Raw genomic sequence first — 17,597 nt, forward strand, 5'->3', positions numbered from 1 at the left:
CATAGCGAGGCTGCGATGTTAATGGATAAAATGACCGAAATGGTCGCCCACATGGTCGGTATATTTCACACGACCTTAGAAGAACAACGCATGCGCGAGGCCTATGACAAGTTCAAAGCGCTCGCAGCTGCAGATCCTGAAAACGATCCCCTCGAAGCGATGGGGATCAATTTCAAAACGAAATACTCGCTGGAGGGATTTACCCCCGGATTGCGGTATGCCGATAGCGTACACAACAATCCTGGCGACGACATAGCGAGCCCCTTCTTTTCAGGCGCCAACTATCCGATCTTGAAACTTCCACCCATAGTTTCAGGTCCGGACCAAGACTTCCCGATCTTCGCAATTTCCGCAGAAGGTCGCGCGACACTTACACTTGAGCCAGCCTCAAGCGTTGTCGTTGTTACGTTTCAAGAAGCCTACCTGACGGACAACGACATGATCCTGCTTGGTGACGGGGAAACCGTTTTTACGGACCCAGCCGAGTTTTTGGCACAGTTGCAGACGTACCAGACCATCGCAGCGGCAGTCGCGGCCCCAGTCAGTTCCGAAATGATCGTACCCGGGGAAAACGCTACCGCAGACGCAATCACTCTCCATGACAAAATGTCAGTGGCAGAAGTGTCCTCGATCACTGGTGTCGCGGCGACAATGCTGCATGGCGCAGAGGCCGTTGGCCTGCACATCAACGGAGAAGCTGTTGAAAAGATCCCGACCCTTGATGAACTGATGCCAGCGTTCAAAGCGGATGACGTTGAAGAAACTGAAACGACAGATGACGGTGCCGACGAAGACTACGAATGGCCCGACCCATTCGAGGGCCTAACCCCCGGTTACAGCGACGCGGATTTATTTGACACTGATGACGGCCACGCTGTCGTGGCTGGTGCGAACCTGTTGCTCAATGAAGTTTTTATTAACTCTTCATGGCTCGACGCCCCTGTCTTTTCTGTCATGGGTGACGTCGTAAACCTCAACATTATTTCTCAGGTCAATGTTCTTGTTGACCATGACTACGGAACCTTTGGCGAACTCATCGATTCAACCGCGATGAACGCCGCAACCCTTACGGCCACTGTCACCACTCCGGTGCCCGAGCAGGGTGAAGAGGTCGCCGGGGAAGCTGAAAATCTCGGGTTGCCGTCCAATTGGGCGGTCACACGGATTGACGGCGACCTCATCGCGATCAACCAAATTAACCAGTACAGCTTTGTGACGGATGACGATTGCGCTGAACTGATTTTCGGCAGCACGAACACTTATATCGGCATGGGTGACAACACGGTTATCAACCTCACCGATCTGGCGGAACTGGGCTACGGATACGATCTGATCATGATCGGCGGCAGCATGATTTCCGTCAATTGGATCAGTCAAGTCAACGTGATGATCGACAATGACACCGTCACCGTAAGCGGCAACGCACCTGCTGACATCAGCGGCAGCGACAACCTGTTGTTCAACTCGGCGATGATCAATTCCGTCGGCGTGGACAGTTACGGCGAGATGCAAGACAACTTCGCCGCTGCAAGCAACGATTTTGCGAATGGTGCCAACAGTATTGATGAAAGCGTCGCCCACGACAGCGTTTTTGAGGGCACTGAAATCTTGCGGGTACTCTACATCGAAGGTGATTTGACCACGGTCAACTGGATCGAACAGACAAATGTTTTGGGGGATTCAGACCAAGTCCACCTCGCGCTGGAAAACTTAGAGTCCACGACAGGCGCATCCGCAACGGTCACAACGGGTTCAAACGCTATCATCAATTCAGCGACCATCAACGAGTTTGGCGTGGATTCCCAAGTTGCCGTCAACGGCGACGTCTATGACGATGCGCTGCTTTACCAAGCCAACCTGGTCGATACAGACGCAGACCCATTGGGTGTGGCAATGCCCGCCCTCGCAAATGAGGCCGTGGCCTTTCTCGCGGACGACATGATGGGCTCCGACATAGCCCCAGAAGACACAGCAATTGTAGCAACCGCACCCGAAAGCACTGCGTCGCCAGACGTAATGCAAACGATGTTGGCTTAGTAGGATATTAGTTTAGATGACAGTGACCGAAACAAAGAGTTTTGCCGAAGCGCTGCTGAAAGCGCAGGAAGCAAAAACCAAGCCCGAGCCAACAAAAAGCAACAACGAAGCAAAACTTCCGCCACTCGCGCTAACGGCTAAAGATCGTGTCGCACGAGAGGCCGTTCCTGTTTTTGAGAGCAAGCGTATAACGGAATCCGCCCCTGCCAAAGGGTTAGGTGGTGATCTCATAGAAGGCGACACAGGGCCAATTCGCAAAACAGACGGCGGCGGCAAGCCCCCTACCCCAACTGACGGCGGCAAGGGTGGCGGTGGCGGTGGCGGCGGTGGGTCGTCCGACTTTCACAAACGCGCGGCACCTGATCAATTTGTTCAACAACTGAACAAAGGTACCCGCGTGGTGAAGCGCAACCTTACCTTTGTGATGCTGCTCACCTGCGCGACAAACCTGCTCGTTCTGGCGATCCCGATTTATCTTTTCCAGATTTCTGACCGCGTGCTGACCAGCCGCTCACTCGATACGCTCGTGATGCTCACGACGGTTATTGTTGGCGCGGTCGTGTTGCAGGCGATCTTCGACGCGGTGCGCAGGTTCATTCTGATGCGCACCGCCGTTGAAGTGGCCGTTCGTCTTGGCGCGCCAGTTCTTAGCGCCGCTGCCCACGCGTCCCTTCACGACAACGGGCGGCAATATCAAACCCTTGGTGATTTGCAGCAATTGCGCGGGTTTCTGACGTCCGGCACGCTTATTTCGTTCCTCGACGTGCCCTTTGCACCGCTGTTTATCTTTGCGATTTTCTTGGTCCACCCGCATCTGGGGATGATCGTTGTTACTACCGCCCTGCTTTTAATGGTGATCGCGATGATCAACCAAAAGGTCACAGCAAAACCCTTTGCTGACGCGAACATGGCGCAGAGCAAAGCGAACATGCATCTGGATTCCATGTCGCGCAACAGCCAGATCATCAACGCGCTTGCGATGGTTCCCGAAGCGGTCGCCCTTTGGGGAAAAGACACCGCTGACAGTCTGAAGTCGCAAGTCAAAGCCCAAGATCGCAACATCGCATGGGCCGCCGTTTCGCGTGCAGCGCGCCTTCTTACTCAGATTGCCATGCTTGGCTGGGGCGCGTTCCTTGCCATTCAGGGCGAGATCACAGGCGGCATGGTGATTGCGGCTTCCATCATCGCAGGCCGTGCCCTCGCCCCGATTGAAGGCGCGATTGAAGGCTGGAACGGTTACAGCATTTCACGCTCCGCCTACGGCAGAGTTCGCGCGTTGATGCATAACTCGGTGCAGATATTTGAAAAGCTCGTACTTCCAAATCCCGAAGGCCGCCTGAACGTTGAGCGCCTGTTGTACGTGCCGCAGGGAACCAAGCAGGTCATTCTGAACGGCCTGACCTTTAGCCTAAACCCAGGTGAATCCCTTGCCGTGATTGGTAATTCAGGTGCGGGTAAAACGACCCTCGGTAAAATGCTCGTCGGGTCGATTTTGCCGACGTCCGGCAACGTGCGTCTTGATCTGATGGACCTGCGAAATTGGGATACTCGACAGCTCGGCGAAAACATCGGTTATCTGCCGCAAGACGTGCAGCTATTTCCGGGATCGATCAAAGCCAACATCGCGCGGATGCGTGCGGGGGCCCGTGATGAAGACGTCCACCGCGCCGCCCTTCTTGCAGATGTTCACGACATGATCGCAACCCTACCCCATGGGTACGAAACCATCGTACAGGCAGACGGCTCGCCGCTATCTGGTGGTCAGAAACAACGCATCGCGCTTGCACGGGCTTTCTTTGGGAATCCGCGCCTGCTTGTCTTGGACGAACCGAACTCCAACCTCGATACCGCTGGGGATCAAGCGCTCGCAAACGCTATTCGCCACGCTGGAGAGAACGGCATCACGGTCGTCGTCATTACCCAAAAGCCGTCGCTGCTTAGCGTGGTCGATAAGATCATGGTGATGGCAGACGGCAACATCGGAATGTTCGGGTTCCGCCAACAGGTACTTGCTCAACTCGCAGAACGTACAAAACCCGGTGGCGGATCCCTTCCACCTGCAAACGGCGGCGCAGGAGGCCAACCAAATGTCTAACGCTCTCACAGTTCCAACGCCTACGACTCTCGAATGGTACTCAGAAGTACCACGATCCGTTTCCAAACACATCATGTTTGGCCTGCTTCTGTTCGTCATCACATTCGGCGGCTTCGGCTACTGGGCATTGAAAGCCCCGCTTGCAGCGGCTGTCATTGCACAAGGCAGCTTTGTCGCCACTGGCAGCAACAAAATTGTCCAGCACTTGGAAGGCGGGATTATCAACGAAATCCTCGTGGCCGAAGGCGACACTGTCGTCGCGGGGCAGCCTATTTTGCTACTGGATGAAACGGCCGCCTTGGCGACGGAACGGGAATTGTTCCTACGCCAAGTCCGTCTTGAAGCAATGGAAGCGCGGATACTGGCCGAATACGCGGGTGAAAGCCGCCTCGTCTTTCCGCCCCATATCGAAGAGCTGAGATCAGATTTCGGCGTTGCTTCGATGTTGGACAGTCAAAACGTCACGTTTGACGCCGCTATGCGCCAATTGCGCAACGATGTTGGCCTGCTTGAACAAAGCATCGAAGCCCTTTCAGTCCGCGCGTCGGGTTATGACTTTCAACTGACCGCGACGAACACACAACTTGAGATTTTGCGCGAGGATTTGGCAGCCAAACAGGTATTGCTAGATCGCGGTCTGATCCGCCGTTCAGAGGTCAATACGTTAAGACGCGCCATCGCCGAAGCCGAAGGGCAAGTCGGGCGCTTGATGGCTGAGGTCGACGAAATCGCCGAAGTGAAAAACCGTTACGGCGCGCAGATAGAACAAACAGTCAGCGAACGCCAAAGCGTCGCGTTAGATGAACTTCAGCTTGTACAATCAGAACTGGAAGGTGTCCGCGAACAAGCGCGTCGCGCCGAGAACGTTCTCGAACGCTCTGCGGTGGTCGCACCAGTTTCGGGAACAGTCGTGACCCTGCACTACCACACCGCGGGTGGGGTCATTGAATCCGGCAAAGCCATCGCCGAAATCCTCCCGACGGGTGAGCCGCTGATTATCGAAGTCAGCGTGCCGCGCACCGAAGTAGATGTCGTACAACAAGGTCAAATGGCGACCGTCCGATTGACCGGCCTTAACGCGCGAACAACGCCAATTCTTGAAGGCGAAGTTTACTATGTCTCTGCAGATGCGATCCTAGATCGGCGTCAGGAAATGCCTCAAGAAGTCTACATCGCGCGGGTTTCGGTGACGCCTGAACAACTGGACCGCGTTCGCGGCTTCGCCCCTGCCCCCGGTATGCCTGCAGAAATCATGATCCAAACGGAAGCACGGACGTTTTTCCAGTATCTGATCAAGCCAATCACAGACAGTATGAACCGCGCATTCCGTGAACAGTAACGCGGTAAGCAGCTAGCGCATACGGCTGCGCTAGCTGCTTTTCCTTCTAACCGTCAGCCGGGACGCGCATCATCCCCAGCATGGATGCCGTCGCCTCAAAACCCGGTGACACGAAGTCACCCGTGTTTATGTTGTCGTCAAAGAACGGAAACCACGGCCCACCCATACCTTCAGTCGTCGTCCAAACCTGACCTTCGGCATCAATCATAAATCGCGTACAAACATCGACGTCTCGCGTCTGAACTCCGAAATCCTGGCGCCAGGCCCAAGTGCCTTCATAACACATCCGGCTTGCAGACGTGACAAACCAGGTTCCATATCCAAGGCTTTGTTCAGACGGATTTACGGCGCGAAATGTACCATCTGCCGCCCAAAACGCCGCAGACCCGCCACCCCAATCAGAAGTCCGACCCGAAAACATCCGAAGTAACGAAGTCGGATCTGCAAGCACGGCCCCTTCGGGGATACGCGCCCGAGACGAATTCTCCGCAAACATCGGTGTCCCAAGCGAAAGTACAACAGCCAAAGGCGCTGCTTTCAGTGGATTTAAAAACTTCTTTGCAAACATCAGTTTCCCCCCGGAAAAATTGGGTCATGACGCAACGCGCAGAGCAAAAAATCGTTTAAATCATGACGTCGTTTTAAAAAATTGTGTTGGTAAAAAATCGGTCTAAATATCCGAAACACCAAGACTTTCCCAAGAAAAACGGGACTCTGCATAGACGTCTACCCTTACACATCGCAGCATTTTTTTCAAGGTTTTTGGGAATGGGCGCCCATCGCTAATGAAATCAAAACTCGACCGTCAAATTAACAAACAGTGAAAAAAGTTGCGAAGACAAAGCCTCAAAATTTTACAAGATTCTAAACGGCGAGCCTGTAGATTGATCGAACTGGCCCACGTCGCTTTCTTGAAACGGGATCAAGCGGTCACCAAAAAGGTAATTAATATCAACAATTGACCACCCCAGTACAAAAACCACAGAAGTGTGGCAGGCACATAGCGAGGATCTTCGGCGTCCTCGAAGACAAACACCTCAAACCCCAAAATCGCATCAGAAGCGATGAACATGACCGCGCCAAGAATGGCCAAAGCAAAAGGCCATTCTGCAGGGAGGTTAAAGGCGCAAACACCCATCACTACGATCACAAGGACGTAGATCAAAACAGGAATGCGCAACGCGCCCAAATAGGGAAACATGCGCTGCACGACGGCGCCCGCAATAATGAACATAATCAAACTTGCGCCCAGCTTGGCAGGGTTCGAAGCAAATGCGGCCCATGAGTCTCCGTAGCCCGACAACAGGCCAATATAGGCCACATGGCCAACTAAGAACGCGGCCAAGCCGAACAAGAAGTTCCTCTCGCCATCACGCGACAGGAACACGTCACCCACAGCACCAAGCACTAATGCCACAGTCAAAAGAAGGGGCGCGCCGAAAACGGCCGAAACGGCAGCGAGAATTGCAACCGAAGCCGCTTTGACAATGGTGCGTAATGCACTTGGCTGCTGGTGCACCAGCACGCCACCGTATGCCAAAGCGCAATACGCCGAGAGCCCCAAAGCTACGGATACAGTAATCATTGTGACCTCTTTCGTGTAGTATTGATGCACGCCAAGGTGCCACTGCATTGCGCGAAACACACGCCTGACATTACCCTAAAGTTCAAGTTGGCCAAAAAACAGACGGTTTTCCGTCACGTTATGCTGGATATAGCAGACATCGTCTGCCCAACTTGATGCAGACTTCGAAGTAATACAGGGAACCGCGCAGATGCAGCGACTTTTCACGATCGTCACTCATCACTCCATACCACCAATTCTATTGGCGTTGATCGTCGGGTTCGTAAGCCTTGTTCTGTGGGCTCCATGGTGGATTTGGGGATTTGTTCTTTTGGGCGTGCCCGCCCAGATGCTCAATGAGTATACTCTGCATCGGTTTGTGTTTCATCTGGCGCCGCCACAAAAACAATGGGCTTTTAATCTGTTGTATGAGGCGCACTACGGGCATCATGATTTCCCGACCAACACAAAGCTGTTCTTTGCTCCCGTTTGGGTATCTGTACCGATGATGGTGATAAATTTCGCAATAGTCTGGGCTGTCGCATCGTTTGTGGTGCCTGCACATGCGGTCATGATTGCGACCGCAGTTGTCTTAGTCGGTGGGGTCGCAACGTTTTTGGGGTATGAATGGTTCCATATGACGGCTCACGTTAACTGCTCCAAGTCATGGCTGGCTCGGCATGTTACAAAGCTGCACAACCAGCACCATTTCAGGGATTTTTCCAAGTGGTTCCATGTTTCACCCGGTGGCCATGTAATTGATCGGGTTATGGGCACCGCGATTGATACAAATGCACTGAAACAGCAACAACGGATTGAATTTATTCGCACTTTGGGGCTGCGCCCTGATGATCCACGCTTAGTCGCTGCGCGTCAGCATTACGCTGACCGTTTCGACTTGTCTGAAAAAGACTTGCAACAAGCCGCGCGCGCTTAACCTCCCGAAAGGCTGACATCATGATTTCACGGCGCAAACTGCTTACCGCAACGCTTGCGGCTTCCACGTCTGTCGCAGCACTTGGTGCGTATGAATTTTGGCCATTGCCTAGTGGGCAGTCTTTCACGTCATCAGACACGGCTGGGTCTGGCGTGTTTGCCCACGGGGTCGCCAGCGGTGACCCGTTACACGACCGCGTGGTTCTTTGGACCCACGTAGACGCCAACGACGCAGTCGATGTGCAATGGGAGGTGTCACAAACTGCTGATTTTAAGTCACTTTTCGCAACCGGCGTTGTTGCAACCAGCGCGGCACGTGATTGGACGGTCAAGGTCGATGTCAGCGGCCTAACCGCCGGAACGCAATTTTTCTACCGGTTTAAACTCGGGGATAACACGTCTGAGGTCGGCCGAACTAAAACACTACCTGTGGGCCCAATAGCCGACGCCCGGTTTGCTGTGGTGTCCTGTTCAAGTTGGCAACACGGGTATTTCAACGTCTATGACCACATCGCCCGTCAAGACCATTTTGATGCGATGATTCACTTGGGCGATTATATCTATGAATACGGCACGTCCGAGAAAGCGGGCCAACCAAAGGCAGGACCAATTCGCCCCCATGCCCCGACCCACGAAACAATCACGCTTGCTGACTATCGGATGCGATTAGCCCAATACCGCCAAGATGCGTCTTTGCGTGCAGTCACTGCCCGTATTCCGTTGATTGCAATCTGGGATGACCACGAGACAGCCAATGACAGCTACACCACAGGTGCTGCCAATCACCAGAGCGACGAAGGCAACTGGCCTGACCGTCAGGCGGCGGCATTGCAGGCCTATTACGAATGGTTGCCAGTCCGTGAGCCAAGCGGCGATAGCGTGACCGCATATCGCAGCTATGAATGGGGCGATTTGGCGACTCTGGTCGCGGTCGAGACGCGCCTGATTGCACGCAATGCCCCGATCACTGTCGAAGATGCATCCGACGCGTTGGGAGACGGCGAGGGCCTAGATGCCTTCAACGAAAATATCCTGTTCGCAGAGGATCGCGAAGTGCTGGGGCAAGCACAGCAAGATTTTGTAGTTGATGCCTTTACGCAGTCTAAGCGTGCCGGCAAGCCGTGGCGTATTTTGGCCAATCAGGTGGTTATGGGCCGTGTCGCAACCCCTGACCTTCGCCCACATGTCACCAAAGAAGCGATGGATAACATTCGGCCAAAGTGGGCAGGCATTGATGAATTCGTGCGCATTTCCGGGTTCCGCCTGCCATTCGATCTGAATAGCTGGGACGGGTATCCGGCTGCACGCACTCGGCTTTATGATGCTCTCGATGCTGCGGGTATTAACGATATGCTTGTCCTGACGGGTGACGCCCACGAGTACTGGGTGAACGATCTGACAGCCGATGATGGCTCAAAAATGGGCGTAGAAATTGGCACCACATCCGTCACATCCAGTACACTACAGAGCTTTCTTGGCGATTCCACGGCGAGCTATGCGCTGTTGATGACCCGCGAAAACCCGGACGTCCGATACTACAACCCAGTCTATCACGGCTATGTAGACCTGCACTTGATGACCAACGCTGCTGTCGCGGACCTTGTTGCGGTCGATACTGTGTTCACCCGTGACTACACGGCGTTTAGCACGGCAAAGTTCAAGGTGTCATCGGACCACCAATCACTGGCCTTTGGGCGGCCTCGGGGATTGAACCCCAAGCAATGGGCCCTGTTTCGGAGCTTGGGGTAGTGCACTCTGCTGGATGGGCCGTTTTGGGTGAAGCATCCTTATTGGTCTTTGCGAAAAACGCGCAACGTTAAATTGCGCGTTTAACAAGACAAACACTGAAATTGTGACGCGTTTTAAAAAGCGCGTTATTTGACAACGTCCACATAGTTTCCCATTGGCGGGCAAGTGCACGCCAAGTTTCTGTCGCCCCAGACATTGTCTACTCGGTTGACTGGCGGCCAATACTTGTCGATGCGGAACGCACCGGGGGGGAAACACGCGGTTTCACGAGAATACGGTCGATCCCAGTCTTTCACGAGGTCTTCCATCGTGTGAGGCGCGTTCTTCAGTGGGTTGTTTTCTGGATCAGCTTTGCCGTTTTCGATGTCCGTAATTTCAGCGCGGATCGCGAGCATGGCGTCACAAAACCGGTCGAGCTCGGCTTTGGTTTCAGATTCAGTTGGCTCGATCATAAGTGTGCCAGCCACCGGCCAACTCATGGTGGGGGCGTGAAAGCCGCAATCCATCAGTCTCTTTGCAATATCATCAACCGTTACATTGGCGCTGTCAGCGAAAGGGCGTGTATCAATGATACATTCGTGCGCAACGCGACCGGATGGGCCTTTGTATAGAACATCAAAGTAACCTTCGAGCCGCTTGGCAATGTAATTGGCGTTCAGGATTGCGACCCGTGTGGCCTGCGTAAGCCCATCGCCCCCCATCATCAAACAGTACGCCCAAGAAATCGGCAGTAAGGACGGTGATCCGAACGCCGCAGCTGATACAGCCCCTTCGCCCGTTGTCGGGTCACCTGGAAGGTGCGGGATGAGATGGCTTTTGACGCCGATCGGCCCCATGCCAGGGCCACCACCGCCGTGGGGGATGCAGAACGTCTTGTGCAAGTTCAGGTGGCTCACGTCGCCACCGAGATCGCCAGGACGCGACAGTCCAACCATCGCATTCATATTGGCGCCGTCGATATAAACCTGACCGCCATGATCATGCACGATTTTGCACACGTCGATCACGGAGTCCTCAAACACACCGTGGGTAGAGGGATACGTGATCATACAGCCTGCCAAATTGTCAGCGTGCAGTTCTGCTTTGGCTTTAAAGTCTTCGAGGTCAATGTCGCCGTTGGCCGCCGAATTGACAGGCACAACCTTCCATCCGACCATCTGCGCGGACGCCGGATTGGTGCCGTGGGCGGACATCGGGATCAGGCAGATGTCGCGATGCCCTTGGCCGTTTGCACGGTGATAGCCCGCAATTGACAACAGGCCCGCGTATTCGCCCTGCGCGCCGGAATTGGGCTGCATCGAAATCGCATCATACCCTGTGACATCACAAAGCTTGGCCGACAGGTCGTCGATCATTTCCATATAACCCGCAGCTTGATCACGCGGGATATAGGGGTGCAGCAGCGAAAATTCGTCCCATGACACGGGCATCATTTCAGCTGCGGAGTTTAGCTTCATCGTGCAGGACCCGAGCGGGATCATTGCGCGGTCAAGCGCAAGGTCGCGGTCGGCCAAGCGGCGCATGTAACGCATCATCTCGGTTTCGGCGCGGTTCATGTGAAAGACGGGGTGCGTCAGATATTGCGATGTGCGGATCAACTTTTCTGGCACATTGTAGTGCGGCGTGTAGTCTTTGTCCTCGCGATCAATACCGAAAGCACGCCAGACAGCTTCAATTGTTGCAGGGCGCGTGCGTTCGTCCAGCGTTATGCCGACTTTTGTAGTGCCGACTTTGCGCAGGTTAATGCCTTCGTCGACCGCAGATTTCAGTACCGCAGCTTGCAGTGGGCCTACGTCGACTGTGATGGTGTCAAAAAACGTCGCGGGGCGCACATCAAAGCCTGCACTCTTTATCCCCTCAGCCAGACGAGCGGTTTTCCGATGTATCCGTTGTGCAATCGCCTTCAGCCCGTCGGGGCCGTGGAAGACCGCGTAAAATCCGGCCATTACAGCCAGTAAGGCCTGCGCGGTACAGACGTTCGACGTCGCTTTTTCACGGCGAATATGCTGTTCACGGGTTTGCAGTGACAACCGGTAGGCGCGGTTGCCGTGACTGTCGATGGAAACGCCAACAATACGGCCCGGCATAGAGCGGGCGTAGTTTTTCTTGGTCGCCATATAAGCGGCGTGTGGCCCGCCATAGCCAACAGGCACACCGAAACGTTGCGTACTGCCAACCGCAATGTCCGCACCCATCGCACCCGGCTCCTTCAGCAGCGTCAGCGCCAATGGATCGGCCGCGACAATGCCTATGGATTTCGCTTCATGGAGCTTTGAAATCTCGGGCGTGAAATCACGAACCTGCCCGAATGACCCCGGGTATTGGAAGATCGCGCCGAAAACAGCGCTGGCGTCCAAGTCGTCAGGGTTGCCAACAATGACTTCAATCCCCAAAGGCGCGGCGCGCGTCTTTATCACAGCGATGTTTTGCGGGTGACAGTTTTCATCGACGAAGAAGCCTTGGGCTTTCGACTTCGCCACACGCTGCGCCATCGTCATCGCTTCCGCGCAGGCCGTCGCTTCATCCAACAACGATGCGTTCGAAATCTCCAAACCCGTAAGGTCAGAGACCATAGTCTGGAAGTTCAAAAGCGCCTCAAGTCTGCCTTGCGATATCTCAGGCTGGTAGGGCGTATAGGCCGTGTACCAAGCCGGATTTTCAAAGATATTTCTCTGGATCGCAGGTGGCGTAACGGTGCCGTGATACCCTTGCCCAATAAGCGAGGTCAGGACCTTATTCTTGGATGCGGTGACTTTCATGTGGTGAAGCAATTCGCGCTCTGACATGGATTTTCCAAAATCGAGCGGTTCGTCTTGCCGGATTTTGGCTGGAAGCGTGTCAGCAATGAGAGCATCCAGATCGTCAGCCCCAACGACTTTCAACATATCCGTCATTTCAGCAGGCGACGGTCCGATATGACGTCGGTTTGCGAAGTCATAAGGTAGATAGTCTGTGGGGGTGAAGGTCATGTTAGTCTCCGCAGGTTTAGGCAATCAGGGCATTGTAGGCGGCTTCGTCCATCAGGCCGTCCATTTGGGATGCGTCAGATGGCTTGATCTTGAAGAACCAACCTGCGCCGATTGCGTCTTCATTTGCGAGGGCGGGATTGTCTGCCAGCGCGTCATTGACCTCAACAATTTCACCGTCGATCGGAGAAATGATGTCGGACGCGGCCTTTACGCTTTCGATAACCACAACTTCTTCGTCTTTGGTGACGGTCGTGCCCACATCGGGAAGCTCGACAAAAACGATGTCGCCCAACTGTGTGGTTGCATGTTCAGTAATGCCAACGACGACCAAGCCGTCTTCTTCGCGCAACCATTCGTGTTCTTCAGTGTACTTCATGTTGGTCTCCGTTTTTTGGTTTGGATTAGCGTTTGAAATTCGCGGGTATGAAGGGAAGTGAAACGACGGTCACCGGCAGGCGCTTGCCGCGCAGTTCGCCGTATAAAACGGTGCCGGGTTCACGCAGATTGTCCGCAACGATACCCATCGCCACGGGTCCACCCACAGATGGGCCGAAGCCACCTGATGTGACAAATCCAATCTGCGCCCCGCCATCTTCAGCTTCAAACAACGGAACACCTTGGCGCATTGGCGCGCGGCCTTCGGGTTTCAGCCCGACGCGGCGGCGGTCAACTCCGTGATCCAGTGCGGCAAGAATGACGTCGGCTCCAGGAAAGCCACCCGCGCGTGCGCCATCAGTGCGTCGTACCTTTTGAATGGCCCATGGCAGAGAGGCTTCGATTGGGTTTAATCCCTCGTCCATGTCTTGTCCGTAAAGGCAAAGGCCCGCCTCAAGACGTAGACTGTCACGTGCACCGAGGCCAATAGGTTCGACGTCTTCGTGGGTCAGCAATTCATTTGCCAATGCCTCAGCTTGCGCAGCGGGAACTGAAATTTCATATCCATCTTCACCGGAATATCCAGACCTCGACACCCAACATTCGACGCCTGCTAGGGACAAGTTCGCCACATCCATAAACCGCATGTCCGCGGCTTTCGCGTCCAGCGTCGACAAGACCGCCTCGGCAGCTGGCCCCTGCAAGGCGAGCAGCGCGCGATCTGTAATTTCAGTGACGGAGACGTCGTGGAGATTGGCCTTCATGTAGGCGATGTCATCTACCTTGCAGCCAGCATTAACGACCATAAAGATATGATCGCCCCGGTTTGCCAGCATCAGGTCATCTAAAATGCCGCCTGTTTCGTTTGTGAAGAAACCATAGCGTTGCCGGTCAAGCCCAAGTCCGAGAATATCGACAGGAATAATCGACTCAAGGGCGGCGGCTGCTGCCTCATAGTCGGCACCCTTGATGATCACTTGCCCCATGTGACTAACATCAAACAACCCGGCCTTGCTGCGCGTGTGTAGGTGTTCCTGCAAAACACCCATTGGGTATTGAACGGGCATGTCATATCCCGCGAAAGGGACCATTTTAGCACCAAGTTCAACATGAAGGTCATGCAGCGGCGTACGAAACAGATCAGACATTCTGGCTCTCTATCAAATACGGGCCGTCTGAAATCGAGAGTTCACGCGGCACCAATTGCACACAAAAGCCAAAGCTTCTGCGCATGATGCCCCCTCTGTCCGGTTGCCTGAGATTGCTATCCCTTCGGCGGGCACACTTCGCGTACCTCTCTCCAGAGTCTTCGTAACGACGTCGGTCCGGTTGCCTGAGAGTTTCCGGGGCGGTTGCTCCTTCGGCACCAACTAGGTTGGTTCTCCCAAAGTCGATATGCCAGTATACTTACGTGTACAAAGCCGGGACGCAAGGGCTTAATCAATCGCTAATTCACGGCTGGACCAGTCGAGACTATCAAGTCACTTCTTTCTGCATGTATCGACCGAAATAACCAGCCGCGAACTTACCGAATTCAGTGCTAATAGGTCGCTAGCAAAACAAGACAAATCAGTGGAAACTGGTTGACCCAACGGTTGTTCACGAAGGGCCGGCACTCGTCCAACCTGTACGATACCACTATACACAAATAGGACAGTCCGTTTAGGTCATGTTCGTTGTCGGCGTGTCCGTATGGTGAACCGCTACCTTTGCGGGCGTTCAAAACCGACATCGTGCAATGTTCACTACGCTATGGTGTAGCGGTCACCACACATCCCCACGGAAACTTGTCCGTATAGGTTGATCCTCACCTACGGACAGGAATCATACGGACAAAAGGGGATGTTTTAAAAACCATTTTTTATGCACGTGTTTCAACACGAGACCAGACACTGGATCACCAAGTCACACAGGCCGAAGCAGCAGGTTTCAAGATTGATGAAGTCGTTGCCGATCATGGGGTGTCTGGCGTGAAACATCGACTTCAGGAACGCCCAGAAGGGCGTAGGCTTTATGACAAGCTGCGATCAGGAGACACACTGGTGGTGCGTTGGTTGGATCGACTGGGGCGCAACCACGATGATGTCACGGACTCTGTTCGCCATTTCATTCGACAGGGCGTCATCATCAGGACCGTTATCAACGATATGACCTTCGACGGATCGACTACGGACCCCGTTCAGCAAGCCGTGCGTGATGCCATGATCGCATTCTTGGAGCGACCGCCGAAGCACAAGCAGAGGCCACTAAGATTGCACAGCGAGCTGGTATCGATCTTGCCAAAGCGAAGTGTGATCGGTTCCGTGGCCGTAAACCATCTTATGATCGCGCTACGTTCGAGTTGGCGCTGAGTCTGCTGGGTCTTGGCAACGGTCCCAGTGCGGTATCCAAGCAAACAGGTTTGTCACGCCAAACGCTGATCCGCATTCGTGATGAACCTGCTGTGGCGTCTGCGGCGATGGAACGGTGGGGGTTGTGAAGTGTCTTGAAGAGTTGATTGCGGCTTTAGTGACGACTAGTTTGCCAAGGATTCTCCATACTTTGTGTCAGACGGTTCCGTATTCAAGCTTTGGATTGTAGTTCTTACGACGCATCGGCAAAGACAGATCATACTGGTTGCTGCGGCCCGCAGTCGCCGTAGCATCCACTAACCACCTCAAGTTATCAGGCTGGTTTTCTATACGGGACCACGGCACCACAGACATCGAAACCTGAGAAACCAACAGGTTATCGATGACGCGCTCTGGCATGTCTGGATACCGAGACAAGTAATCCGATTTTTGCGATAGACTCATCCATGATCCTGCGTAGTCAGGGTAGATTACAGCCTTTTCATTGGGGAGGCTGCAATGCCAACTGGTCGAAGACGTGGATGGAAGATCAACAATCAATATGCCAGATTTTTTATTGACCCGCCCGTCGATCATTGAGGATTTCAATTCCCAGTCAATGTGTTTGCGGAACCTAGTTTCCGTTCCGCAGAGCAAGATCGTAACCTCGGTATCTCGCAGATAGTCATCTCTAATGATGCGACGAATGGTTTCGCTAGGTAATTCATCATCAATGTCACCCACTTCGACAGAACCGTCTTTGAAAGCACCATACGGCGATATTGTCTGTAAGTGGATCGCCTATAAAGACACCGTTCCAACGCAGATATCCACATCAAAATCCGATGCTGAAACGGCATCAGGATCGAAGCTGTATCCGCGTTCGCCAACAGCTATGATGAACACCGTTTTGTCGTGGTCACTCCAGTTTTCACAAGCGTCGAAGTATGGCCCGATGTTCGCCTGATTGATCTCCCAAAACTCGGCCAAATCACAATCGATATGATCCCCGTCAATAAATTGGATTTCATATTCCTCGACAGGTTCGCCGTAGTCGTTGCGGTTATTGTTTGCCTTTGTGGTGAACTCCTCCATGCTCTCAAAATAAAATCCTGTCGCGGCTAGGTCGTATGGTTGTGCGTGTAGCAGTGTCATCGGTTCGTTTCCTCTTCTCTTTTGATCTGACGTGTTGCGCATGCACAGTCCGAATGGTTTTGGAGTTGTGCAACGTCAGAGTCAGACCAAATCGGCGGCGCAAACGATGACACCACTGGAACTGGCAAATGCGCATCTCTGTCTAGAACTTCAAACCGACCATGATGCGACCGAAATTATTCTTGGGGCATACGCGACCGAAAACTGGCCACTGTTCCGGTACTACGCAACTTGCATCTTGATCGTGTTATTCATCATTGAATCTGAAGACCGCAAGTCAGGCTTGCCGCTTCGTTATCACCCCCACGCGTCAACACGGCTGTTCATGCTGATCGCACATCTGGTTGAACTGCCTATGATCCCCGGCATCAAACGTGCGCATGCAGAAGGCTTAGATCGCTTATCTCCAGAATATCTCCCTTCATCAGATGAACTTATGGGGTTTCGAACAGAGGTTATAAAACCCGTCATGATGGCGTCGCAGATTATCGCTGAGGCATGTGGCATACCAGAAGCTTGGGATGAGCTTGGACCAACGGATGCTTTTTTTGCCGATATCGATGCGATCCTCATTAATGGAGCCAACACTCCCGCCGAATTCAAGACACAAGGGGCCAATCAATGGGCGGAGCTTAAAGCTCAAAATAGTGATTTGTTGGAGAAGTTGGGCTGGTAGATATGGGCGAATTCTGTTGAAAAAGTCTTCTTGATTTGAAGGCCATCGGCTGATTCAATTTCCCTATTACAACGGGGAATTTAGCGATGATGGGAGCGAAGCAGAAAGCGCAAGCGGCGTTGTTTTATGAGTTCTCACTGGATGGTCATGTGCCCCAAGATCATCTGCTGCGATCGATTGATCGGTTCGTCGACCTGGATGACATCCGCCAATATTTAGCCGACTTTTACAGCCATACGGGTCGCCCATCGATTGATCCTGAGCTGCTGATCCGGATGCTGCTGGTGGGCTATTGCTTCGGTATTCGGTCAGAGCGCCGGTTGTGCGAAGAGGTGCATCTGAACCTCGCATATCGCTGGTTCTGCCGCCTCG

General features: G+C 53.6%; 16 protein-coding genes and 1 riboswitch. Of the genes, 9 read left to right on the forward strand and 7 right to left on the reverse strand.

Going from position 1 to position 17,597, the window contains the following annotated elements; all coding sequences use genetic code 11:
- Window positions 1-21 precede the first annotated feature (21 nt).
- From OCA8868_RS05200 to OCA8868_RS05210, 3 genes are read left to right on the forward strand one after another with little or no spacing between them, the layout of a single operon-like run.
- Window positions 22-2,037 carry a type I secretion protein ATPase gene (locus OCA8868_RS05200; RefSeq protein WP_245848041.1) on the forward strand — a complete coding sequence of 672 codons (2,016 nt, stop codon included), beginning with the start codon at window positions 22-24 and terminating at the stop codon, window positions 2,035-2,037.
- Window positions 2,038-2,053: 16 nt separating this feature from the next.
- Complete coding sequence (locus OCA8868_RS05205; RefSeq protein WP_245848042.1) at window positions 2,054-4,132, forward strand: type I secretion system permease/ATPase; 2,079 nt, start codon at window positions 2,054-2,056, stop codon at window positions 4,130-4,132.
- Window positions 4,125-5,471 carry an HlyD family type I secretion periplasmic adaptor subunit gene (locus OCA8868_RS05210; RefSeq protein WP_093995430.1) on the forward strand — a complete coding sequence of 449 codons (1,347 nt, stop codon included), beginning with the start codon at window positions 4,125-4,127 and terminating at the stop codon, window positions 5,469-5,471. Before OCA8868_RS05205 ends, OCA8868_RS05210 begins: the two co-directional genes overlap by 8 nt.
- A 46-nt stretch (window positions 5,472-5,517) precedes the next feature.
- Here the strand turns inward: OCA8868_RS05210 and OCA8868_RS05215 are convergent, their stop codons facing one another.
- Both OCA8868_RS05215 and OCA8868_RS05220 read right to left on the reverse strand, forming a co-directional pair.
- Window positions 5,518-6,039 (reverse strand): DUF995 domain-containing protein, encoded by a 522-nt coding sequence (locus OCA8868_RS05215; RefSeq protein ID WP_093995431.1) that lies wholly within the window; start codon window positions 6,037-6,039, stop codon window positions 5,518-5,520.
- Window positions 6,040-6,393: 354 nt separating this feature from the next.
- A complete protein-coding gene (locus OCA8868_RS05220) occupies window positions 6,394-7,056 on the reverse strand; it encodes a lysoplasmalogenase family protein (protein WP_179214776.1) in 663 nt (220 codons plus the stop codon).
- Between the two features lie 190 nt (window positions 7,057-7,246).
- Between OCA8868_RS05220 and OCA8868_RS05225 the strand changes: the two genes are divergently transcribed.
- Window positions 7,247-7,972, forward strand: coding sequence for a sterol desaturase family protein (locus tag OCA8868_RS05225; RefSeq protein WP_093995433.1), 726 nt, complete (start codon window positions 7,247-7,249; stop codon window positions 7,970-7,972).
- A 20-nt stretch (window positions 7,973-7,992) separates the two neighbouring features.
- The gene (locus OCA8868_RS05230) at window positions 7,993-9,720 is read left to right on the forward strand and encodes an alkaline phosphatase D family protein (RefSeq protein WP_093995434.1); all 1,728 of its coding nucleotides are present in this window, start codon (window positions 7,993-7,995) and stop codon (window positions 9,718-9,720) included.
- A gap of 125 nt (window positions 9,721-9,845) precedes the next feature.
- Here OCA8868_RS05230 and gcvP read toward each other — a convergent pair whose 3' ends face one another.
- From gcvP to gcvT, 3 genes are read right to left on the reverse strand one after another with little or no spacing between them, the layout of a single operon-like run.
- Complete coding sequence (gene gcvP, locus OCA8868_RS05235; RefSeq protein ID WP_093995435.1) at window positions 9,846-12,689, reverse strand: aminomethyl-transferring glycine dehydrogenase; 2,844 nt, start codon at window positions 12,687-12,689, stop codon at window positions 9,846-9,848.
- 16 nt (window positions 12,690-12,705) lie between these two features.
- Window positions 12,706-13,104 carry a glycine cleavage system protein GcvH gene (gene gcvH, locus OCA8868_RS05240; RefSeq protein ID WP_281253592.1) on the reverse strand — a complete coding sequence of 133 codons (399 nt, stop codon included), beginning with the start codon at window positions 13,102-13,104 and terminating at the stop codon, window positions 12,706-12,708.
- Window positions 13,091-14,212, reverse strand: coding sequence for a glycine cleavage system aminomethyltransferase GcvT (gene gcvT, locus OCA8868_RS05245; protein ID WP_093995437.1), 1,122 nt, complete (start codon window positions 14,210-14,212; stop codon window positions 13,091-13,093). The genes gcvH and gcvT overlap by 14 nt, the downstream gene beginning before the upstream one ends.
- A gap of 163 nt (window positions 14,213-14,375) precedes the next feature.
- Window positions 14,376-14,461: riboswitch (glycine riboswitch) on the reverse strand.
- Between the two features lie 495 nt (window positions 14,462-14,956).
- Here gcvT and OCA8868_RS05250 point away from each other — a divergent pair.
- Complete coding sequence (locus OCA8868_RS05250) at window positions 14,957-15,415, forward strand: recombinase family protein (protein ID WP_306456107.1); 459 nt, start codon at window positions 14,957-14,959, stop codon at window positions 15,413-15,415.
- Window positions 15,406-15,543 carry a hypothetical protein gene (locus OCA8868_RS16930; protein ID WP_306456103.1) on the forward strand — a complete coding sequence of 46 codons (138 nt, stop codon included), beginning with the start codon at window positions 15,406-15,408 and terminating at the stop codon, window positions 15,541-15,543. The genes OCA8868_RS05250 and OCA8868_RS16930 overlap by 10 nt, the downstream gene beginning before the upstream one ends.
- 67 nt (window positions 15,544-15,610) lie before the next feature.
- Here the strand turns inward: OCA8868_RS16930 and OCA8868_RS05255 are convergent, their stop codons facing one another.
- Window positions 15,611-16,192 carry a TIR domain-containing protein gene (locus OCA8868_RS05255; RefSeq protein ID WP_093995438.1) on the reverse strand — a complete coding sequence of 194 codons (582 nt, stop codon included), beginning with the start codon at window positions 16,190-16,192 and terminating at the stop codon, window positions 15,611-15,613.
- Window positions 16,193-16,195: 3 nt separating this feature from the next.
- On the reverse strand, window positions 16,196-16,549 hold the full coding sequence (locus OCA8868_RS05260) for a hypothetical protein (protein ID WP_143849523.1): 354 nt from the start codon (window positions 16,547-16,549) through the stop codon (window positions 16,196-16,198).
- A gap of 106 nt (window positions 16,550-16,655) precedes the next feature.
- Here OCA8868_RS05260 and OCA8868_RS05265 point away from each other — a divergent pair, with 106 nt between their 5' ends.
- Window positions 16,656-17,225, forward strand: a complete 570-nt coding sequence (locus OCA8868_RS05265; protein ID WP_143849525.1) for a hypothetical protein — start codon at window positions 16,656-16,658, stop codon at window positions 17,223-17,225.
- A gap of 86 nt (window positions 17,226-17,311) precedes the next feature.
- On the forward strand, window positions 17,312-17,597 hold a 286-nt coding region (locus OCA8868_RS05270; RefSeq protein ID WP_143849527.1), incomplete at its 3' end, for a transposase.

Source organism: Octadecabacter ascidiaceicola, assembly GCF_900185015.1.
GTDB lineage: Bacteria > Pseudomonadota > Alphaproteobacteria > Rhodobacterales > Rhodobacteraceae > Octadecabacter > Octadecabacter ascidiaceicola.

Excerpts from the sequence above, each read along its gene's own strand:
- OCA8868_RS05200 (WP_245848041.1), top strand. The coding sequence starts at position 22 with ATGGATAAAATGACCGAAATGGTCGCCCACATGGTCGGTATATTTCAC.
- OCA8868_RS05205 (WP_245848042.1), top strand. The coding sequence starts at position 2,054 with ATGACAGTGACCGAAACAAAGAGTTTTGCCGAAGCGCTGCTGAAAGCG.
- OCA8868_RS05210 (WP_093995430.1), top strand. The coding sequence starts at position 4,125 with ATGTCTAACGCTCTCACAGTTCCAACGCCTACGACTCTCGAATGGTAC.
- OCA8868_RS05215 (WP_093995431.1), bottom strand. The coding sequence starts at position 6,039 with ATGTTTGCAAAGAAGTTTTTAAATCCACTGAAAGCAGCGCCTTTGGCT.
- OCA8868_RS05220 (WP_179214776.1), bottom strand. The coding sequence starts at position 7,056 with ATGATTACTGTATCCGTAGCTTTGGGGCTCTCGGCGTATTGCGCTTTG.
- OCA8868_RS05225 (WP_093995433.1), top strand. The coding sequence starts at position 7,247 with ATGCAGCGACTTTTCACGATCGTCACTCATCACTCCATACCACCAATT.
- OCA8868_RS05230 (WP_093995434.1), top strand. The coding sequence starts at position 7,993 with ATGATTTCACGGCGCAAACTGCTTACCGCAACGCTTGCGGCTTCCACG.
- gcvP (WP_093995435.1), bottom strand. The coding sequence starts at position 12,689 with ATGACCTTCACCCCCACAGACTATCTACCTTATGACTTCGCAAACCGA.
- gcvT (WP_093995437.1), bottom strand. The coding sequence starts at position 14,212 with ATGTCTGATCTGTTTCGTACGCCGCTGCATGACCTTCATGTTGAACTT.
- OCA8868_RS05260 (WP_143849523.1), bottom strand. The coding sequence starts at position 16,549 with ATGACACTGCTACACGCACAACCATACGACCTAGCCGCGACAGGATTT.
- OCA8868_RS05265 (WP_143849525.1), top strand. The coding sequence starts at position 16,656 with ATGACACCACTGGAACTGGCAAATGCGCATCTCTGTCTAGAACTTCAA.